Source organism: Virgibacillus salarius (genome assembly GCF_039521925.1).
In the GTDB taxonomy this organism is placed as follows: domain Bacteria; phylum Bacillota; class Bacilli; order Bacillales; family Amphibacillaceae; genus Virgibacillus; species Virgibacillus salarius.
Window position 1 is genome coordinate 42,892 of sequence record NZ_BAAACY010000006.1, and the last position, 18,899, is coordinate 61,790.

At 36.7% G+C, this 18,899-nt stretch carries 19 protein-coding genes and 1 pseudogene; 15 read left to right on the plus strand and 5 right to left on the minus strand.

The window, feature by feature from the left end:
• Nucleotides 1-312: 312 nt before the first annotated feature.
• The 5 genes from ABDZ84_RS00815 (at nucleotide 313) to ABDZ84_RS00835 (ending at nucleotide 8,303) form a co-directional block, all read left to right on the plus strand.
• Complete coding sequence (locus ABDZ84_RS00815; protein WP_343779360.1) at nucleotides 313-4,512, plus strand: endo-alpha-N-acetylgalactosaminidase family protein; 4,200 nt, start codon at nucleotides 313-315, stop codon at nucleotides 4,510-4,512.
• Between the two features lie 368 nt (nucleotides 4,513-4,880).
• Nucleotides 4,881-5,441 (plus strand): GNAT family N-acetyltransferase, encoded by a 561-nt coding sequence (locus ABDZ84_RS00820; protein ID WP_166529863.1) that lies wholly within the window; start codon nucleotides 4,881-4,883, stop codon nucleotides 5,439-5,441.
• Between the two features lie 83 nt (nucleotides 5,442-5,524).
• On the plus strand, nucleotides 5,525-6,448 hold the full coding sequence (locus ABDZ84_RS00825; protein WP_166529862.1) for a bifunctional helix-turn-helix transcriptional regulator/GNAT family N-acetyltransferase: 924 nt from the start codon (nucleotides 5,525-5,527) through the stop codon (nucleotides 6,446-6,448).
• A 20-nt stretch (nucleotides 6,449-6,468) separates the two neighbouring features.
• Nucleotides 6,469-7,722: an MFS transporter gene (locus tag ABDZ84_RS00830; RefSeq protein WP_121604358.1), complete on the plus strand. Its 1,254-nt coding sequence runs from the start codon at nucleotides 6,469-6,471 to the stop codon at nucleotides 7,720-7,722.
• A 392-nt stretch (nucleotides 7,723-8,114) separates the two neighbouring features.
• Nucleotides 8,115-8,303, plus strand: coding sequence for a hypothetical protein (locus ABDZ84_RS00835; RefSeq protein ID WP_026682110.1), 189 nt, complete (start codon nucleotides 8,115-8,117; stop codon nucleotides 8,301-8,303).
• Nucleotides 8,304-8,784: 481 nt separating this feature from the next.
• On the opposite strand, the gene ABDZ84_RS00840 is transcribed toward ABDZ84_RS00835, so the two are convergent.
• A complete protein-coding gene (locus ABDZ84_RS00840; protein ID WP_026682111.1) occupies nucleotides 8,785-9,261 on the minus strand; it encodes a GNAT family N-acetyltransferase in 477 nt (158 codons plus the stop codon).
• A 144-nt stretch (nucleotides 9,262-9,405) separates the two neighbouring features.
• Here ABDZ84_RS00840 and ABDZ84_RS00845 point away from each other — a divergent pair, with 144 nt between their 5' ends.
• The 4 genes and pseudogenes from ABDZ84_RS00845 to ABDZ84_RS00860 all read left to right on the plus strand — a co-directional run.
• Entirely contained in the window at nucleotides 9,406-9,840 is a 435-nt protein-coding gene (locus ABDZ84_RS00845; protein ID WP_026682112.1) for a MarR family winged helix-turn-helix transcriptional regulator, read from the plus strand.
• 15 nt (nucleotides 9,841-9,855) lie between these two features.
• Complete coding sequence (locus ABDZ84_RS00850) at nucleotides 9,856-9,990, plus strand: hypothetical protein (RefSeq protein WP_343779368.1); 135 nt, start codon at nucleotides 9,856-9,858, stop codon at nucleotides 9,988-9,990.
• A complete protein-coding gene (locus tag ABDZ84_RS00855; RefSeq protein ID WP_166529860.1) occupies nucleotides 9,987-10,370 on the plus strand; it encodes a VOC family protein in 384 nt (127 codons plus the stop codon). Before ABDZ84_RS00850 ends, ABDZ84_RS00855 begins: the two co-directional genes overlap by 4 nt.
• Nucleotides 10,371-10,420: 50 nt before the next feature.
• Nucleotides 10,421-10,819, plus strand: a pseudogene (locus tag ABDZ84_RS00860) (zinc ribbon domain-containing protein); the annotation flags it as partial.
• A gap of 187 nt (nucleotides 10,820-11,006) precedes the next feature.
• Here ABDZ84_RS00860 and ABDZ84_RS00865 read toward each other — a convergent pair.
• Nucleotides 11,007-11,450, minus strand: a complete 444-nt coding sequence (locus ABDZ84_RS00865; protein WP_166529859.1) for a VOC family protein — start codon at nucleotides 11,448-11,450, stop codon at nucleotides 11,007-11,009.
• 80 nt (nucleotides 11,451-11,530) lie between these two features.
• Between ABDZ84_RS00865 and ABDZ84_RS00870 the strand changes: the two genes are divergently transcribed.
• Nucleotides 11,531-12,469: a helix-turn-helix transcriptional regulator gene (locus tag ABDZ84_RS00870; RefSeq protein ID WP_343779373.1), complete on the plus strand. Its 939-nt coding sequence runs from the start codon at nucleotides 11,531-11,533 to the stop codon at nucleotides 12,467-12,469.
• A 38-nt stretch (nucleotides 12,470-12,507) separates the two neighbouring features.
• Here the strand turns inward: ABDZ84_RS00870 and ABDZ84_RS00875 are convergent, their stop codons facing one another.
• The 3 genes from ABDZ84_RS00875 to ABDZ84_RS00885 are packed head-to-tail and all read right to left on the minus strand — an operon-like array spanning nucleotide 12,508 to nucleotide 15,600.
• Entirely contained in the window at nucleotides 12,508-13,731 is a 1,224-nt protein-coding gene (locus ABDZ84_RS00875; protein WP_343779376.1) for an amidohydrolase, read from the minus strand.
• 27 nt (nucleotides 13,732-13,758) lie between these two features.
• A complete protein-coding gene (locus tag ABDZ84_RS00880; RefSeq protein ID WP_343779378.1) occupies nucleotides 13,759-14,979 on the minus strand; it encodes an amidohydrolase family protein in 1,221 nt (406 codons plus the stop codon).
• 24 nt (nucleotides 14,980-15,003) lie between these two features.
• Nucleotides 15,004-15,600, minus strand: coding sequence for an ankyrin repeat domain-containing protein (locus tag ABDZ84_RS00885; RefSeq protein ID WP_026682118.1), 597 nt, complete (start codon nucleotides 15,598-15,600; stop codon nucleotides 15,004-15,006).
• A gap of 296 nt (nucleotides 15,601-15,896) precedes the next feature.
• On the opposite strand from ABDZ84_RS00885, the gene ABDZ84_RS00890 reads away from it, so the two are divergent.
• The 5 genes from ABDZ84_RS00890 to ABDZ84_RS00910 all read left to right on the plus strand — a co-directional run bounded on the left by ABDZ84_RS00890 (nucleotide 15,897) and on the right by ABDZ84_RS00910 (nucleotide 18,789).
• On the plus strand, nucleotides 15,897-16,793 hold the full coding sequence (locus tag ABDZ84_RS00890) for a LysR family transcriptional regulator (protein WP_343779381.1): 897 nt from the start codon (nucleotides 15,897-15,899) through the stop codon (nucleotides 16,791-16,793).
• A gap of 14 nt (nucleotides 16,794-16,807) precedes the next feature.
• Nucleotides 16,808-17,140: a hypothetical protein gene (locus tag ABDZ84_RS00895; protein WP_026682120.1), complete on the plus strand. Its 333-nt coding sequence runs from the start codon at nucleotides 16,808-16,810 to the stop codon at nucleotides 17,138-17,140.
• 221 nt (nucleotides 17,141-17,361) lie between these two features.
• Complete coding sequence (locus ABDZ84_RS00900) at nucleotides 17,362-17,547, plus strand: hypothetical protein (protein ID WP_026682121.1); 186 nt, start codon at nucleotides 17,362-17,364, stop codon at nucleotides 17,545-17,547.
• A gap of 10 nt (nucleotides 17,548-17,557) precedes the next feature.
• Nucleotides 17,558-17,812 (plus strand): spore coat protein, encoded by a 255-nt coding sequence (locus ABDZ84_RS00905; RefSeq protein ID WP_026682122.1) that lies wholly within the window; start codon nucleotides 17,558-17,560, stop codon nucleotides 17,810-17,812.
• A gap of 122 nt (nucleotides 17,813-17,934) precedes the next feature.
• A complete protein-coding gene (locus ABDZ84_RS00910) occupies nucleotides 17,935-18,789 on the plus strand; it encodes a DUF72 domain-containing protein (RefSeq protein ID WP_026682123.1) in 855 nt (284 codons plus the stop codon).
• The last annotated feature ends 110 nt before the right edge of the window (nucleotides 18,790-18,899 follow it).

Below are 18,899 nucleotides of genomic sequence, written 5' to 3' on the forward strand. Positions count from 1 at the left end.
TAATTGGCTGCTTTTCAAATAAAAGATTCATAGAACTACTTCGCACTATCTCTTTAATGAACTAATAAATCTAATAATAAGCAATATTCATAAAAAATAGAACAACATCTTTGTTGTGAAAGCGTTTCAACAACGTTAACCTTAATTTGTAACCGTGCAATTGTAGGGAGGTTCCTGTTTTATCCCGCACATAATTGGCAGTAGTGAGGTTAAACAAAACCCTAACTGATTGAAGTTTCACTTTATGGAAATAAACCTACTTGTCCTCCCAATCTAATTTAAGTTATTAAAATAAAGGAGGTAAATGGATCAATGATAAAAAAATGTGCACAGAAAGTATGTACAGTGTTACTAGCATTTATGTTAACTGTTTCTTATCTAAGTATAATTAATCGCTCATCAGCTTATGCAGAAGGTTGGAATCAAGATACTTCTGCTGGAGATGAAACAACTGAAATCACACAGCAAAAGGGGAACAGCAACATGAGATCTGCAGTGGAGGAGAAAATTGGAAAAAAGGATGAAAATTCAAAAGAATCACCAAGCGGGGAGGGATTACAAACTATTGATTCTACTAGTAATCAGACAGAAATTAATGATGAGAACTTGGAAGAAGGGGACTTAGAAATTATTCAAGGTGACGGTACGATAACCTATCACGATGATGGGTCTGCAACATTTGGAATTACATCGAGCGGAAAAAATAAAATAGTCTATAAAAATATGGAAGAAATGAAAAATGGTATTTTTGAAGCAGACATTACATCAGATACAGATTTGAATCGTTTCGGAGTTATTTTTCGAGTACAAGATCCCTCTGCGTATACGTATGTGGGAACGGAGGATCAGAACAATCAGTACTTCCATGAGCTCTTCGGTCCAGTGAACAAATGGACTTCGCTAACGAAAGGGATGGCGATAGAGGCAGACCAAACATACCATTTGCGTGTACGATTTATTAATGATTCAGCAACGCTCTTCATTAATGATGAAAAAATAGGATCATGGACGCAGTCTGGTGGTGTAGATAAAGCGGGATTAATTGGCTTAGAGAAGAGCCGCGGAGCTGCTAATATTACGATTTCGAATGTGCATATGAAGGAGTACATGCCTCCAGATCCACCAGATCTAGAGCCAATAGAGCAGACAATAAGCTCAGATTATATGAATGTAACAATTGATGAAGTGTTTCCTAGAGTAATCAAATACTCTGTTGGTAACAGTGTAATGAATGGGCAGCTATCACCAGTTTATGGATTAAAAATAAATAATATGCTTTACTATCCTGAAGTAAGCTTTGAAAAGGTTAGTGATCAGGAAGTGATTTATACGCTAGCTGTTCAGGATGAGTTTGAGGACCTTGATGCTACGTTTACCCTTTCACTAAAAGTGAATGGCAATAAGGTTGTTTATAGCTTTGAGGAAATAAATAATAACGGGAATACCACCATTGAAACAATCGAATTTGCAGATATGAATTTTATCTCAGTAAATGCTTCGCAAGCTGATGCAAATGCTAAATTAACCAATCTCAGTAGTGATGTTACCAAGCCCGGTGATACGACTGTGAATGTAGACTCATCAATAGAGGAAATAGGAAGTTCAAAGGGGTACTATGCTGCCTTTCTGTCAACAAACGAACTAAGTGCAGGGGTATGGTCCAGTTCAGAAGTAGATGGCTACCATAACTTGATTGCCAACCGGTACGTAAATGGTAATGGTAATAAAGCGCTAGGTATTGCATCCAACGCTCTTTATTACCATAGGGAGTTTATGTCAGAACCATCCTCTAATAAGCCGACCATAAAAATTGCCATTGCAGAGGATTTAAACGCAGATAACAACGTAGATTGGCAGGACGGAGCAATTGCATACCGTGATATTATGCAGACGATTAAGGGATCGGAAAACGTAAACAATAATGTAGGCATGCGCATTGCCATGAATTTTGGCTCACAGACCCAGCAGCCATTTCTGAAAACGCTAGACAATGTTAAAAAGGTAGCACTTGCAACAGATGGATTAGGACAGGCTGTTCTGCTTAAAGGTTATGGAAATGAAGGACATGACAGTGCTCACCCAGATTACGGTGATATTGGCGAGCGTATGGGTGGTTCAATAGATTTAAACAAACTTATTGAAGAGGGTCATCAGTACAATGCGGAATTTGGTGTTCACATTAATGCCCAAGAAACGTATCCAGAAGCAGATGCTTTTAGTGACGATTTGATTAACGGTCCTAATGCCAAAGGGTGGGGGTGGTTAGACCAGTCATACACTATTGATAAATTGAAAGATTTGTACTCGGGTGCACGTGCTCAAAGATTGGATGAATTAAAAGCAGCCGCACCTGAACTTGATTTTATATACCTAGATGTTTGGTATCAGGATCAATGGGAGTCCGATCGGATTGCTGAGCAAATTGTGGACAGAGGGTGGAGGATGACAACAGAATTTGGTACAGCTGTTCCAAATTATTCCACATGGCAGCATTGGGCAACGGACAAAAATTATGGTGGCTCAGCAAGCAAGGGTATTAACTCTGAAGTGCTTCGTTTTATTAGTAATCATCAAAAAGATTCCTGGGTACTAAATTGGCCAGAAGTGGGAGGTACAGCGGATCATCCATTACTTGGTGGATTTGAGTTAGCTGGTTTTGAAGGATGGCAATCGGATAAGAACTTCGATCACTTCATTCGCATGACATTTGATACGAATTTACCGACGAAGTTTTTACAAAAATATTATGTAATGAATTGGGAAACAACAGAAGGTGACCCAACGAAAACCAATTTAGAAAAAGCAATCAAGTTAAAGGATCCAAGCAATGGAGATCAAGTTGAAGTGAGACGAAAAAATGATTCGAGAGAACGAATCATTCGTCTTAATGACAATGTCATACTTGACGGTCATACGTATTTGCTGCCATGGATCGAGCAGGATTTCGAGAAACCAACACCTGATTCTAATAAACTATATCACTGGAATTTGGAAGGTGGAGAGACTACATGGACACTTCCGAATGAATACGAGGATGCTGCGAGTCTAAAAGTTTATAAGCTAACAGATCAAGGTAGAACGGATATGCATGAGGTAGAGGTAGTTGATAATCAAATTACACTGAACGCGGAAGCAGCAACTCCTTATATTATTGTTGCTGGCGACGATCAACAAATAAAGGTTGAGGAATGGAGTACTGGTAACCATATTCATGATTCTGGGTTTAATACAGGGACAATTAAAGATAAGTTTACAAAGGTTAAAGGTGATAAGAAAGCTGTCAGTGTAAATAGAACAGACCAAGCAGAGGATGCTCGAAATTTAAGCAGTGGCGACTATTATTTGAATATGGACAGTCCGAAAAAAGAGACAATTGTAACTCGAACGATAACCGATTTAGAACCTGGAGCGGAATATGTAGCAGAAGTATATGTGGAGAACAATAGTGATGGGCAGGCTTCAATTTCTGTTATGGGTGGCGTAGAGGAGGTTAGCAATTATACATTGCGTAGCTTACAAAAGAACTACGTAAAAGCTGATTCACATGCCACAAATGATGGATACAACAGTAATATGCAGCGGATGCAAGTAAGTTTTATTGCTGAAAGTGATACAGCTATATTATCGCTTGGCCGTGAAGCCGGGGAAGGGAATACAAGATTTGATGACATCCGAATTGTGCAAAGTTCATTGAATAATTACAGCTCACCAGGTGTATTTGAACAGGATTTTGAAACAGTTGTCCAGGGAATTTATCCTTTTGTTGTAGGTAATACAGAGGGTGTAGAAGATAACCGCATTCACTTGGCAGAGCTTCATACACCATATACACAAAAAGGTTGGGCAGGCAAAAAAATAGTTGATGATGTACTTGAGGGGAATTGGTCTCTGAAGGTGAATACCGGAAACAGTGGATTAGTATACCGAACTATTCCACAACACTTTCATTTTAAACCAGGTGTAACGTATAAAGTGAGCTTTGACTATCAAACAACTGCTGATTCGTATCGCTTCATCGTTGGTGACCAAGCGATTGATGTTCGAAATATCGACAAGGCAAATGGATTAACAACGAATGAATTACTCCCAGCATCTATAAAAACAAACACAGCAGAGTTTACCATTACTGGCTCAGAAAATGGTCAAACCTATATCGGTCTCTTTAATGATGGCACATCCGTAAATATGGACACTGGGGAAGGTACATTTATATTGGATAATCTTCGCATCGAGCAGGCAGTACCAGTATCAACAATAGCCGATTTACGTGCATTAGTTGACTATTATGATGAAATTGGTGCTTTTAAAAAGAAAAGCACTGTGCATGCTTTGAACATACATCTGACCGTGGTGGAACGATTTGAACAGAAAAAAGAAGAAGAAAAGATTGTGAAACACTTGAAAGGGTTTAAGCGGTTACTTGATCGACAAAAAGACAGAGGTTATATCACAAATGAAGCTTATGGTGGCCTTATTTCTGGTACCAACAGTTTAATTGGAAAATGGCAATAGAAGACGGATTTTTACATGAGCAATTTGTATAATTTGCTTAGGATTCATTTCTTATAAATTGGCTTTGCATGCTTATTTTTATTTATATTAATTAAGGGGCTGGCATAAATGGCTTATAAGGAAAGCTTTTACTTGTGGAACACCAATTGAAGCTTTGGCAATACAATATTATTTATCTACAGAAACGGTTAAAAAAATAGTCTATTCTAGATGAATGAAAGGCACTGACAAATCACTTGTTAGTGCCTTTCATGATGTCAAAAACGTTTCATCATTGTTTTAGGCATAGCTATTTATAAAACGATCTATTTAAATAGAAGATAAGTTGATATGGTTAAGTAAAAATTATCAAAGAAGGGGTTATAAACATGATCAAAGGAAGTTATGTATACATAAGACCTATCTGTGATAGTGATATGGAAAGTATATTTAAGGGATGCCAAGAGGATGAAGGGTTATACATGACTGGCACACGTAACGTATTTACAATGGAGGAGGTGGTTAATGCTTATAAAAGCTTTAGCCAAGATGAGACGCGTCATGATTTAGCTATTTGTTTATTAGAAAATGGCCAAATTATAGGTGATTTATCGATTCAAGAAATTGATGAACATAATAAAAAGGCAATGTTTAGAATAGCGCTTCATAGTAAGGACAACTATGGAAAAGGGTATGGGACAGAAGCTACACGGCTTGCACAAAAATTTACATTTGAGGAATTAAACTTAAATCGCTTAGAGCTGCAAGTCTTCTCACATAATATTCGTGGCATAAAGTCTTATGAAAAAGCTGGCTTTCAAAAAGAAGGCATTTTAAGACAATCCTTATATTTGAAGAATACATATTCGGATGAAATTATTATGAGCATGCTTTACGAAGATTATGTAGCTAACTTGAGGTTCTACGAAGAGGGAGAAAAAAATAAATAATTGACTAAAGCAAGTATTTTGTTTAAAATTATGAAATAATTATGTATTTAATAAATTATTAGACTTTGGAAGAGGTGTGCAATATGAATAATGAACAAAATGAATGTGGTTTTGAGTTACGGAAATTCAACCGGTTTTACACAGAAATTCTAGGCTTTTTAAATGAACATATCTACGATAGTCCTTTTTCTTTAACGGAAACTCGTATTTTATTTGAGATTTATAACACTAGAAATTGTACAGCTAAACATATTCAAGAAAAATTAGATTTAGATGGTGGTTATGTAAGTAGAATTATTAAAAAATTCGAAATGGAAAAAATGATTTATAAGCAAAAATGTAAAGATGATGGTCGTAATTATCATCTATATGTCACGAATCATGGAGAATTAATATACAAAGAGCTGGAGAAGAAGGCTAATCAGCAAGTGGGATATATTCTTGAAGGTTTGGAAGATGGTCAAAAACGAAAGCTGATTTCTTCAATGAATACGATACAAGAAATTCTTTCTCATTCATTTCAAGATAAAGAAGAAGCCGTTACTATCCGGAGCTATTATACTTCGGAAGATATAAAAAACATGATTGAACAGCAATGGTTATTTTATAGCCAAGTATACAAATGGGATAAAAGTTTTTTAGCATATCTTCATGAGACCTTTGACTCTGAAATAGAAAGGATCTGGATAGCGGAAAGTTGTGGACAGTTTGCAGGCTGTATTGGTTTAGTAAATGATGGAAGCGAGACCGGACAGTTAAGGTGGTTCCTAGTAAATCCAGCATTTCAAAAAAAGGGAGTGGGCACTCAACTTATTAAATCTTTAGTTCAATATTGCAAAGAACATAATTTTGAACGAATTTTTCTTTGGACGGTTAGTGATATGGTAACTGCCAGACCATTATATAAAAAATTTGGATTTGAAATAACAGCAGAAAAAGAAGAAAAATCATTGTGGGGATCTACTTTAATAGAAGAACGTTGGGATTTAGATCTAAGGACCAAATAATTATTTTTTTAGGAGAAGATATGAAGATAAAATTTCATTATGGTTGGATTATCGTTTTTGTGACATTTTTAACTTTTTTAGCTGTTCAAGGTGTACGCCTTTCATTTGGTGCTTTTGTAGAACCATGGGAATCTGAATTTTCAATGGATAGAGGAACAATTTCCCTTATTTCAACTTTAAGCTTTATTGTTTATGGACTTTCCCAACCAATCATTGGCAGGCTAGTTGATAAATTAGGTGCTCGTATTATTTTATCCTTCAGCACTTTTCTAGTAGGAATAAGTATTTTACTTACTTCTTTTGTACATCACCCTTGGCAGTTATTTTTTCTTTATGGAATTATGGTTTCTCTTGGTGTAGGAGGAGCCTCTAATGTAGCTGCAACAGTGGTTGTAACTAATTGGTTTAATGAAAAGCGTGGCCTTGCATTTGGGATTATGGAAGCAGGTTTTGGTGCTGGTCAAATGTTTCTTGTTCCAGGTTCTCTTATGTTAATCCATTGGTTTAATTGGAAAATGACTGTTATTATTTTAGGTGCTTTTTTAATTTTCGTTGTCTTTCCAATTGTCCTTTTAATTTTACGAAATCATCCTAAAGAAAAGGGGTTATCCCCTATTGGCGGGGAAGTTATTGAAGAAGACATAGACGCAAAGAAAGCTTTAAATACAAACCTTTCGATATGGCAAGTATTTCTAAAAAGAGAATTTTGGTTCTTAATTTTACCTTTTGCTATTTGTGGTTTTACTACCACAGGATTAATGGATACACACCTAATTCCATTTTCACATGATCATGGTTTTTCAACAAGTGTCACTAGTGCAGCTATAAGTATACTTGCTGGATTTAATATTTTAGGAATCTTAATATCTGGTGTAGTAGCTGATCGTTGGAGCAGTCGGAAAATGTTATTCTTTCTATATGTAGTTAGAGCAATATCAATTTGTATTCTATTATATAGTCATAATTCTGGTTTACTACTTGTTTTTGCAGTGCTATTTGGATTAGTTGATTTTGCAACTGTAGCTCCTACTCAATTATTGGCTACTCAATATTTTAAAGAATATTCCATTGGATTTATCTTAGGATGGTTATTTCTAAGTCATCAAATAGGATCAGCATTAGGTGCTTATTTACCAGGGCTGTTTTATAGTGAGACAGGTAGTTATAACATTTCCTTTTACTTATCAATTGTTATTTTAGTAGGAGCAGCTATATTAAACCTTTTATTACCTGAACCTATGAAGTATGCTAAAAAGGGAAAACTACAAAACTAAAACCTTAGTGTAGGTCAATAAGTTGAAATTAAATAGGTGTTGTATTTTTGGTTAACTGACGATGTCTAGTCATCTTTGTTATATTCCCAAGTATAGCTTCAAGAATTTTTCTTAGTTCATTCAAGAATAGCTACGTAACCAAAAAATAATTCAGCCTTTTTATAAAACGATTAAATATAGTTAAATGAAATAAATAAGTTTACTGTTGTCAGTACTTGATTTCGCTTTTTTGTTGATAGTGGGCCACCTCTTTCAATTTTGAGTGTTTTTATTCATTCTAGTTCGTGTTTTTTTCACAATGACCCCATGTTTCGTATAATAGTAGCGTTTTGGGAAAAGGTGAAACTTAATTAATTAAAGGACGTAATACAAAATAAAGGGAGGTATATTCAATGGATTGGATAATAAGAATTGTTATACTCATTGCTTTTGTGCCTTTTATAATGTATTTTGTTGCTTTAGGAAAAAATGTTCGGAAAACAGAAAAGGATTACAATCGAGATATGACATATGAGTTAAATCCCTTTACTGGTACGAAAATGCCTGTAAATGACCATGACATAAAAAATAACGGTGACTGAAGAAAAAGAAGTACAGATTTGGATATACTACTATATAAAAATTTCTTTAAAGAAACGGCAGGAATAGCTGTTAAGCTTTAATCAAAACAAAAGCCAGTATTATTTGTAGAGTAGTTTAAAAAGATGGTGTGAAAACTATATATTCATCCCATCTTTTATTCTAGTCTAGGAAATTATAAAAGTGCCCATGTGGATATGGGCGTGTTGGGCGGCGTCCAGCACAGCACCCAGAAACTAGAGGACTTCACGAATCGTCCTAATCTAAATCATCATCGGCTCGCAAGCACACCGTGATTAATTATCTCCGTTGACTCGCTCCAGTCGCTACGTTTCTAATCGGGCACTTGCGCTTTTGTTTATCCCGCATATAACTAGCAGTAAGCCCCCCGTTAATTGAAGTTTCACTTTATGAAAGAACACTTCTTTGGTAATGATTGAAATTTATGGATGTATATAGCATTAAAAAGAAGTTTATTAATTACTAATTCAAATCTCTTATATACCACGCATTCATGGCGGAATGGTCAGAACCAGACAGTGGTTCATCCAAAAGAGAGAATCCAAATTTTTTATATAATATACATGCAGCTGTTAATTCATGTTGTGTTTCTAAGTAGCACTTTGAATAATGTTTAGATGCAAATGATAGAGCTGTTTCCATCAGGTTCCTTGCAAATCCTAAACCTTGCGTTTTTGGACTTACGTAGAGCTTTTGCAATTCGCAAACATGGTCATGTTCGTTAAACGGTGCTATACCAATTCCGCCAACAACTTCTCCTTCCATTTCTACCACCCAATAGTTCGCATGTTTTAACTCCGTATAATATTGGTGAAGATCGTTAAGTTGAGGGTCAAAATAAGCTGTACCAGGAATCGCTAAACCAAGTGATTTTAGTGAATCCTGTATGATCTTTTTTATTTGTGCATTGTCTTCTTGTTTAATTTCTCGAATAATCATATAATACCCCCTCCAAATAGTTCTCATTAAAGATTACGAAAGATTGTTAAACTGTTCTCCCCTTAAAAAGTTGACTAAGTCAACATTTCAAGGGTATAGTTATAGTATTATTAAAAGTGGACAAAGTCAACTAAAGGAGAACGTATGGATAAAGAAATTATTTATGATATCAGGCAATTCAATCGATTTTATACAAAGGTACTTGGTTTATTTAATAACCACATTCTAGATACAGATTATTCATTAACCGAGGCACGCATATTATTCGAAATTAGCGAAGAAACTGAATGTATTGCGAATAATCTCGTTCAAAAACTTAATATGGATAAAAGCTATATGAGCAGGATTTTGCGTAAATTAGAGAAGGAAGCATTAATAGAGAAAAAAAGCTCAGCAAGAGACAATAGAAAAAACTTTCTCTTTTTAACAAAAAAAGGAGAGGAACAGCTAGCTAAAATTAATATTCAGTCAGATCAACAAATAAATCAATTGTTTAGCGGACTATCTGAAAGTGAGATACATGAAATTCATACTTCGATGATGGTTATAAAAGAAAAATTAAATAAATATAATTTTTGAGGCTATGGAAACTGAATGGAAGTGGATAAGGAGTGTATATTTATTAGTCCTCCATTTATTCATGCAGTTCTAGATGAAATGAAAAGGATATTTGAGATGAATGTAGAAATAAATAAGGAGATGATAACAGATACGGAGGTAATAGAATGATTAATAAAGTAGGGCAGCTCATGCTGTATGTAAATAATCAAGATGAAGCAGTGCGTTTTTGGAGAGAAAAGGTAGGTTTTCAGGTCATTACTGATGAAAATAATGGTCAGGGAATGAGATGGATTGAGATTGCTCCAACAATGGAAGCCGAAACAAGGATAGTACTTCATGATAAAAGCGTTATTGCAAAAATGGAGCCTGAATTAAATCTCGATACACCTTCCTTGATGTTTTTTACTGACAATCTAGAAAAGCTATATAAGGATTTATCTAGCAAAGGCGTCACAGTTGGTGAAATGGTAAATATGCCTTCGGGAAAAGTCTTTAACTTTGCAGATAGTGAAGAAAATTATTTTGCAGTAATGGAAAAAAACGAATAACTGTTGCTATGAAATTAGGCATTGAACAGGACAATTTGATCCATGAGTAAGTACAGCTGTTCAAGATGCGAGCAATTCCTTCGGAGTACAACATCAAATCTTGTACCTTGTCTATGACTTCATCAGGAAAATACTATATTTCTATTCTTACAGAGTACGAGAAGGAGATAAAAAGGAAGGAAATTGAAAAAGTTGTTGGCTTAGATTTTTCAATGGATGGGGAATGTTCACTTCTTTCTTACAGTACAAACTAAAAGAACAAGGGAAACAACTCGAACAAGTTTGATAAATGGTTCCCATCTACCAAACTTGTTCGAGTTGCGGAAATACCCAACCAATGCCTATAGAAATTAGAACTTACGCTTGTTCGTGTGGGCTAAATCCCGAAAGAGATTAATTCAGCTCTCCATATCAAAAAAGAAGGCATTCGCTTATTAGCAAGTGCCTAATGAAAATATAAACTCTTGTAACAAGAGGGTTAGCTTGGTCCATTTCGTCAGCTACCAAAAGTGGCGATTACCCAAGAAGCCCCCACTTCAAGCAACCCGTAAGGGTGGTAAGTGGTGGGAGTAGTTCACTATACTGATTTCGTTATGTTCCATCCTCATTAGGTTTAGTCGCGTAGGCTTTAGAAGTCTAAAATTCATGTTTCGTTACGGCTAATTGAATAATCACTCCAAAGGGATCTCTTACAATACCATATCCAGAACTAAATGCATTTTTTTCAAAGGGTATTAAAATGTGGACGTCTTCATGCTTTAGAAGATTTGCATAGATAGTATAAATCGCGTTATAGTCCTTTGCTTGAACACATAAAGACGAGCTGTTATTTAACTGCCAGGAGCGGGTTTGATCCATTGCTTCCTCGGCAATCATCAGCTTGTTCGATCCAATTTGTAAGACAGAATGTGTAATATAGTCCTCTTGCCCTTTTGCGTACGTAAACTTTGGGTCCATGTCCTTCATTTCTTTATAAGTTTTTTTGAATAGAACCGTAGCCTCTAAATATTGCTCATAAAATGCAATTGCTCTTGCTCCTTGTCCGTTTAAAGATAGGAAAGGAATAACCTCAACATTCATTGAAATGCCTCCTTCGTTTGTTATACTGATGAGTATATAGAATAAAGGTGACAACTATTGGCACTATTAAGGGGGATTTTATGAAAAAAAGTGAGCGCTTAAATCAAATGCTTCGTTTCGTTAATCAACGGCAACGTTTTACACTAAAAGATGTCATCAATGAATTTCAAATTTCGAAACGGACTGCACTTCGAGATATAGCTTCACTTGAGGAGATGGGCGTACCTTTATACGCCGAATATGGGAGATACGGCGGATACCGTTTAGTAAAACCAATTACTTTGCCGCCGATTTCATTTTCAAGTCAAGAAGTGTTCGCGCTTTATTTTGCCATGCAGGCACTACAGAGCTTTACGAGTACGCCATTTGAAATATCCTATCGTTCCGTTCATGAAAAGTTTTTAGAAGGACTCACGACAAAACAGCGAAAGCAAATAGATAGCTTGCAAAAACGAGTCGCATTCTTTCATGCAGAGCAGCTACATGAATGTGCTTATTTAGAAGAGCTTCTATTAGCTTCGACTAATAATCAAATTTTGTCGATAGTCTATACCACAGAAAAGCAGACGACAATTCGCCGTATTCAACCTATTTCTATCTATGCTATGAAGGGCTATTGGTATTGCCAATCTCTTGATTTGAATAAAAAAGCGTATCGTGTCTTTCGCTGTGATCGGATAAAGTCAATAGAGGTAGTGGAGGATGTGGATATGATAGACGTAGAAGGTATCACTATAGAAAATGCACATGTTTTCTGGAAGCCTACAGATCAAGCTATTCCGTTTAAATGTGAGATAACAAAAACAGGCATCGAGCAATTCATACAGAGCCAGTTCCCCTCTATGAAAATAAAAGAAGAACATAATGATTATTATTTGGTCGGAACTTATGAGCCTACTGAAGTAGACTTTATCATTTGTTACCTAGCTAGCTTTGGAAAAACCATACGAATTGTTGAGCCTGTTTCGTTAAAAGAGCAACTAAAGGCGTATTATTTAGATTTAATTAATTATATATAAAGTAGGAGATTTTTTGGATGTAACAAGGGTGTTCCTGCTTAAAAAGTACCTGATACAATTTCTCCTTTAAACATCGTTGCTGCTCGCTGTGATCTTCTAGCTACTGCTTCAGCAGAACAGCTTGCGTCCACAAAAACCATATTCGCATCATCTCCAAGGCAAGGCCATATTTGCTTACCTTCAAGATTTAACGGTGTTTTGCCATCCGTAATATAGGAAAGTGTTTGTGCGAGTGCGGGTTCATCTATCCACGTAAAGATTTCTGCTAATCGTCCCGCTCGTTCTAATATATCGCCATTTCCAAATGGTGACCAAACATCAAAAATATTATCACAGCCAACTGCAACCGGCACATCTTTACTGTGTAATAAGTCAACAGGTGGAACTCTTCGATTAATGGGAACACTTGTAATAATGGTTATTCCTGCTTCAGCCAATTGCTCTGCTACTTCCATTGCCTCCGAAGGAGAGATTTCACCGAGACCAAATGCATGGCTAATAGCAACCTTACCTTGTAAACCGGCCTCCTTGGTTAGCTCTGCTAATCTTTTCATAGTGAAGATACCTAAATGGTCTGGATCATGTAAATGTAAATCGATACCTGCGTTACCTTCGACAGCAAGCTCGACCATGGCTTGTAAAGATGCTTCAATATCACCATCCACTGTCGCAGGATCAACTCCTCCTACAAACTGAGCACCTTGCTTTAAAGCTTCTCTAACTAAATGTTGTACACCTGAACGTAATAATCCATGTTGTGGAAATGCAACAATCTCAGACGTTAATTTTCCTGCAAAAGCTTGTAATATCTTCTGAACTTCTTCAAAGTGCTTTAGGCCAATTTCTGGATAAATATCTACATGGGTACGTACATGTGTAACACCATACATTAAATAGCGATTCAATAATTTTTCTGCTCTTTCTTGAATGGTCGTATCTAAAGTTTGTCGTGTTTCTTCTTTTTCTAGTTTAAGTCGATCAAAAATAGTAGGCGCGGGGGTTGCTGAATGCCATTGGTCACCTAGTAAGGTCTTATCTAAATGACAATGTTGTTCAACAAAAGATGGTAGCATTAACAAGTGATTTACATCTTTTTTGGGAAGATGCTCAGGCAGTGATTCATTAGCAGATATAATTTTAGCGATTCTTCCGTCACAAATCTTGAGGTGAAATGCTTCCGTTTTGGTACCTGTAATTGAATTATTAGTAACCTGATAGCCAGTTTCCAATCTAGCATTGGTTAGCCAAAAAGTAGAACTCATATTTTTTCTATCCTTTCTCTTTAACGATTACATTGCTCCTGCAACAATCTTACCTTTATATAAAACTGCTATTCGTTGCGCTCTCCTAGCAACGGCTTCGGCAGAACAGCTTGCATCTACAAAGACAAAGTTAGCATCGTCCCCAGCTTTTGGCCAAATCATCTCTCCATTTTGATTTAATGGCGTGATTCCTCCAGTAATAAAGCCTAGCGCCTGCCCAAGTGATTGCTCGTCTTTGAGATGAAAGCGTTCGGCAAGTGTTCCTACCTTTTCTAGGCTGTCTCCTTTTCCAAAGGGAGACCAGTGATCGATGATACTATCGTCACCAAGTGATACCGCTACTCCTTTTTCTTGTAAAAGCGGGATTGGGATGGTTCTTCCAAGGGGTACAGAAGAGGTGATTGAAATACCATGGTGTGCTAATAAAGCTGCGACCTCACTTACCTCTTCAGTTGCTATGTCTGCAAGAGCTAAGGCATGGCTAATAGTGACTCTTCCCTGCCAACCAGCTTCCTCCGTTAATGCTGCCAATCGCCTACATGTAAAAATACCAAGGTGACCAGGATCATGCAAATGTATGTCTATATCTGCATTAGCCTCAATTGCAAGGTCGAACACAGTTTGTAACGATTTCTCAATATGATTATCAATCGAGGCAGGATCGATACCACCTACGAGTGAAGCTCCAGTTTTTAACGCTTCTCTCATGAGAGATACGGCATCGCTACGTAATAGCCCGTGCTGTGGGAAAGCAACGATCTCCACAGAAGCTTTATCTTTGAACGTTTCTAGTGCTCTTAGCGTCGCTTCTAAATTATTAAGACCAATAATTGGATCGACATTACAATGTGTACGAATATGAGTGGATCCTGACTGCAGTAAGAGGTTGATTAATATTCCTGCTCTTTCTTCGACCACAGGTAGTAATTGGCGAAGTAATGTTTCCTCTTCTTCAAGTCTTGTCCATATCCCTTTGGTTGCCAGTGTTGGTGCTCTCCAATTACCCCCATAGTAAGTTTTGTCGATATGAATATGCATATCTCTGAATGCTGGTAGCATTAAATAATGCTTTGCATCGTGCCTTGGGACGTTCGTATCCAAAGGAATATTTGCTGGGATTATTTTATTAACCTTTCCATCTACAATACGGATATGAAAATGTTCTGTCTCCGTACCGATAATCATGCTATTTCCATAGCGGTAGCCCGTTTCTAATCGGACATTTGTTAACCAATAATCATTTTTCACTTCTTAATTCCTCCTCTCTTGATATTAATTAGCTGACTTTGCATTGCTTAGAATAGCTACTATATCTTGATATCCGTTATTCTGTGCATGTTGTAGAGCGGTAATTCCCTCTCTATCTCCCATATCAATGTCGGCACCATGATCAACTAATAGTTTTACAATATCTTGATGATCCTCTCCACCGTCACCTAGTATTACCGCCTCTAACAAGGCTGTCCAATGTAGATTATTAATATGGTTAACATCGGTATCCGAATGAGTCAGCAGTTCTTTAACGATATTGACATGGCCGCGTTCTGCTGCTGGGATCAGTGCTGTTCCACCAAATCGGTTTGTGAGATTGGTATCTGCTCCTGCTTCGATGGAGAGTTTTACAATTTCCAATAATCCTTCTGCTCCAGCATATAGAAGCACATTATTTAGGCTATCATCACGAATATCAATATCAGCACCTTGATTAATTAGGAGCTTTACTGTTTCTACTCTATTATGATAGGTGGCTGCAAGCACAGGTGTAGTTCCGCTTCTGTTTGTTGCATCGATGTTAGCGCCAGCTTTAAGCAGTTTTAGAACCTCGTTCGTATTTCCTTTCTCAGCTGCATCAAATAATTGTCGATTCAATGTGTTCACCTTCTTTTCTGTGGAGTGATGGTTGGAGGAACTTGGAAATTCATGGCATCCAATTAGCAGAAAGAAACATAATATTAGGATAAATCGATACATGAATATAACTCCTTTTTCCTTTTATCCCGACATATAACTGGTAGTAAGCTCCTCACTTGGGGGATAAACAAAACCCCCACTGAAGTAAGTTTCACTTTATACTTTTTATGCTACCATGGTGTTAGTTATATGAAAAATATTTAAAAAATTAATTTTACTTAACTTTTTCATATAATAAAAGTGGAGGTGTTAAAATGGATATTAGACAGTTGCGATATTTTATAGCGATTGTAGAGGAAAAAAAGATCTCTGCCGCTGCTGAAAGACTTCATATTTCCCAGCCACCATTAAGCCAGCATTTAAAAGCGATGGAAGAGGAGTTGGGTTCAAAATTAGTAGAAAGAAGTGGCAAGTTTTTTGAGGTAACCGAGGCAGGAAAAGCACTCTATAAATATGCCTTACGAATGAACCAATTAATGGAAGAGGCAAAAATGGAAGTGAAGGATGTAGGACGTGGATTATATGGAACGTTGACGATCGGTATCAATACCTTTTCTTTTGCCGGTCTCGCGGACATTCTTCGTCAATTTAAAAGACAATATCCGAATGTTACTTATAAAATTCAACAAAATGAATCGTTGCATCTTTGTAAATTAGTTAGGGATCGTAAGGTAGAACTAGCGATTATTCGTTTACCGCTTGATATGGATGATTTCTCTGTTGTTCATCTTCATGCAGAACCGTTTTATTTTATCACATCGAATAAGCATAATGTATTCACACATGAAGTATCGTTTGATGAACTTGAACATTATCCTTTACTACTACCAAGTACAGAAGGGTTAGGTGTGCATTATTTAATTATAGAGGCTTTTTCTCGATGTCAACTACAGCCAAATATGGTTGGTGAATGCTCGGATATTACCTTGTTAATGAATTTAATTTCATCTGATTTTGCTACATCTATTGTACCAGAGACCTTACTTAAACAGCATAGCGGATACCCGATACATGCTTATAAAATCTCTGATGCAGTTGGTTTATCTGGATCGGTAGGTTTAATATGGTTAAAGAATCATGAATTGTCGAAGACTGCGCAAAATTTTGTCCAAATGATAGAACAACAAAACACGAATCGTGCAAAGGAATAAGGAGGTTTATATATATGAGATGCTGTTGTGAAAATGGGAAAATAGATCATTTGAAAATGGAAGGTGATGAGGGTGCAGATCCGTTCTGGTGCAAAAAATGCGGCTGCAATCTTGATATAGAGGATATACCCATATCAGGAGAATTAACGAAAGAATTAACGCTTTGGATAGCAGCATATGGGAATTGGATAGATTGGGAAAACGATAAGTTGCGAATAGACGCAATTGAACTTGAGAAAAGATTTAATCAAACAGGTGTAAGATTAATGGAATGTGTAAAGAAGGAGCTTGGAAGCTCTTATACCATCGAATTTATTCCATCAACAACCGTAGTGATGTATTCATAGACGTTTTAAGCAGAGGGGAAGAAGAGATTCAACGCGTTATCCATTCTTTGTTTAGTTAGTTTGCGATAAATATATAAATACTTTCCTTAACGATTCAGTTGCATTCCGAATTAGGGATGCTTTTTCTTTTTGATATCCGAGTATTATCTGTGTTTCTTGAGGAATATCTTCACAAGAATTGGAGAAACTAACCACGAATATTGCTGAAAGGAGTTTATGCCATGAATCAATTAACGCAGACGGAATTAGAGAACCTTCGAAAAATGATCGGCGAGCATGGAATGATAGCCAATAAGTTAGAGACCTACGCTCAATCAGCGACCGATCAAGAATTAAAGTCCATGTTACTTCAAGACGCTCAAGCAGCTAGACAAGCACAGCAACAACTTTTACCATTTTTACAATAGGAGGAAAAAGATGTTACAGGATAAGGATATTGTGAATGACTATTTAAACGGATTAAATGCGAGCCTGAAAAGTTATGCAGGCTACATTAGTGAGGCTAATAATGCACAGCTTAGACAAACGCTAATAAATTTAAGAAACGGGGATGAATCTCGCCAACGAAAAGTATATAGTTACTCGATACAAAATGGTTTCTATAAACCAGCACAAGCAGCATCCCAACAAGAAATTCAACAGGTACAATCGGAATTGAGTGCTGGGCAATAAGCATGAAAGAGTATCAATAGTCCATCGACTATCCGGTACTCTTTCGTATACATAGATGTAAAGTTATATAGATTCAACTTAAAAACCATCCTGTGCTATGATGGAAGCAGGAGGGTAAATGGATGATTTACATAGGATTAACAGGGTGGGGGGACCACTATTCTCTGTATCCGCCACAGATAAAGCCGAAAGATAAATTACCTGAATATAGTAGCCATTTTTTAGTAGTAGAGGTTGATGCCTCTTTTTATGCAGTACAGCCTGTTCGTAATGCTCAAAAATGGGTGAGGGAAACACCAGATAATTTTCGTTTTGTTGTAAAAGCTTATCAAGGTATGACCGGGCATCAGCGCGGTGAAGAAAATCCCTTTGAATCGAAAACAGAAATGTTTCAAGCATTTATAGATTCCTTAAAGCCGTATCAGGATGCCAATAAATTAGCAATGGTTCTATTTCAGTTCCCGCCATGGTTTGAGTGTAATAAGGACAATGTGAATTATTTGCGTTTTTGTAAGAAAATGCTGGGAGAGATTCCAGTCGCACTTGAATTTAGAAACCAATCATGGTTTAGTGACCAGTATCGTAACAGTACCTTATCCTTTATGAAAGAGGAAGGATGGATTCATTCTATAGTGGATGAGCCGCAAGCAGGTGATAGCTCAATACCAACCGTCCCTGAAGTAACGCATGAAGACCTGACACTCATACGAATGCATGGTAGGAACGTTCACGGCTGGAATAAACCAAGCAGTGCGGAAACGAATTGGCGGGATGTTCGTTATCTTTATAAATACAATAAAGCAGAACTTTCAGAATGGAAAAACAGAATTTCTGAACTACACAGGCATAGTAAGGACATCATGGTTCTATTTAATAATAATTCGGGTGGCGATGCAGCCGGTAATGCAAAGGAGCTTCAAGAAATGCTGGGAATACGCTATGACGGACTCTCACCAAAGCAATTAGGTCTATTTTAATGGTCAGTGTGATACGATGTATTCTGAAAAGATTGCGTAAACGAAAGGACATAGCCTATTAATCTAAACAAACAGGCTATGTCCTTTACTGTTCATATTCATATAAAAAG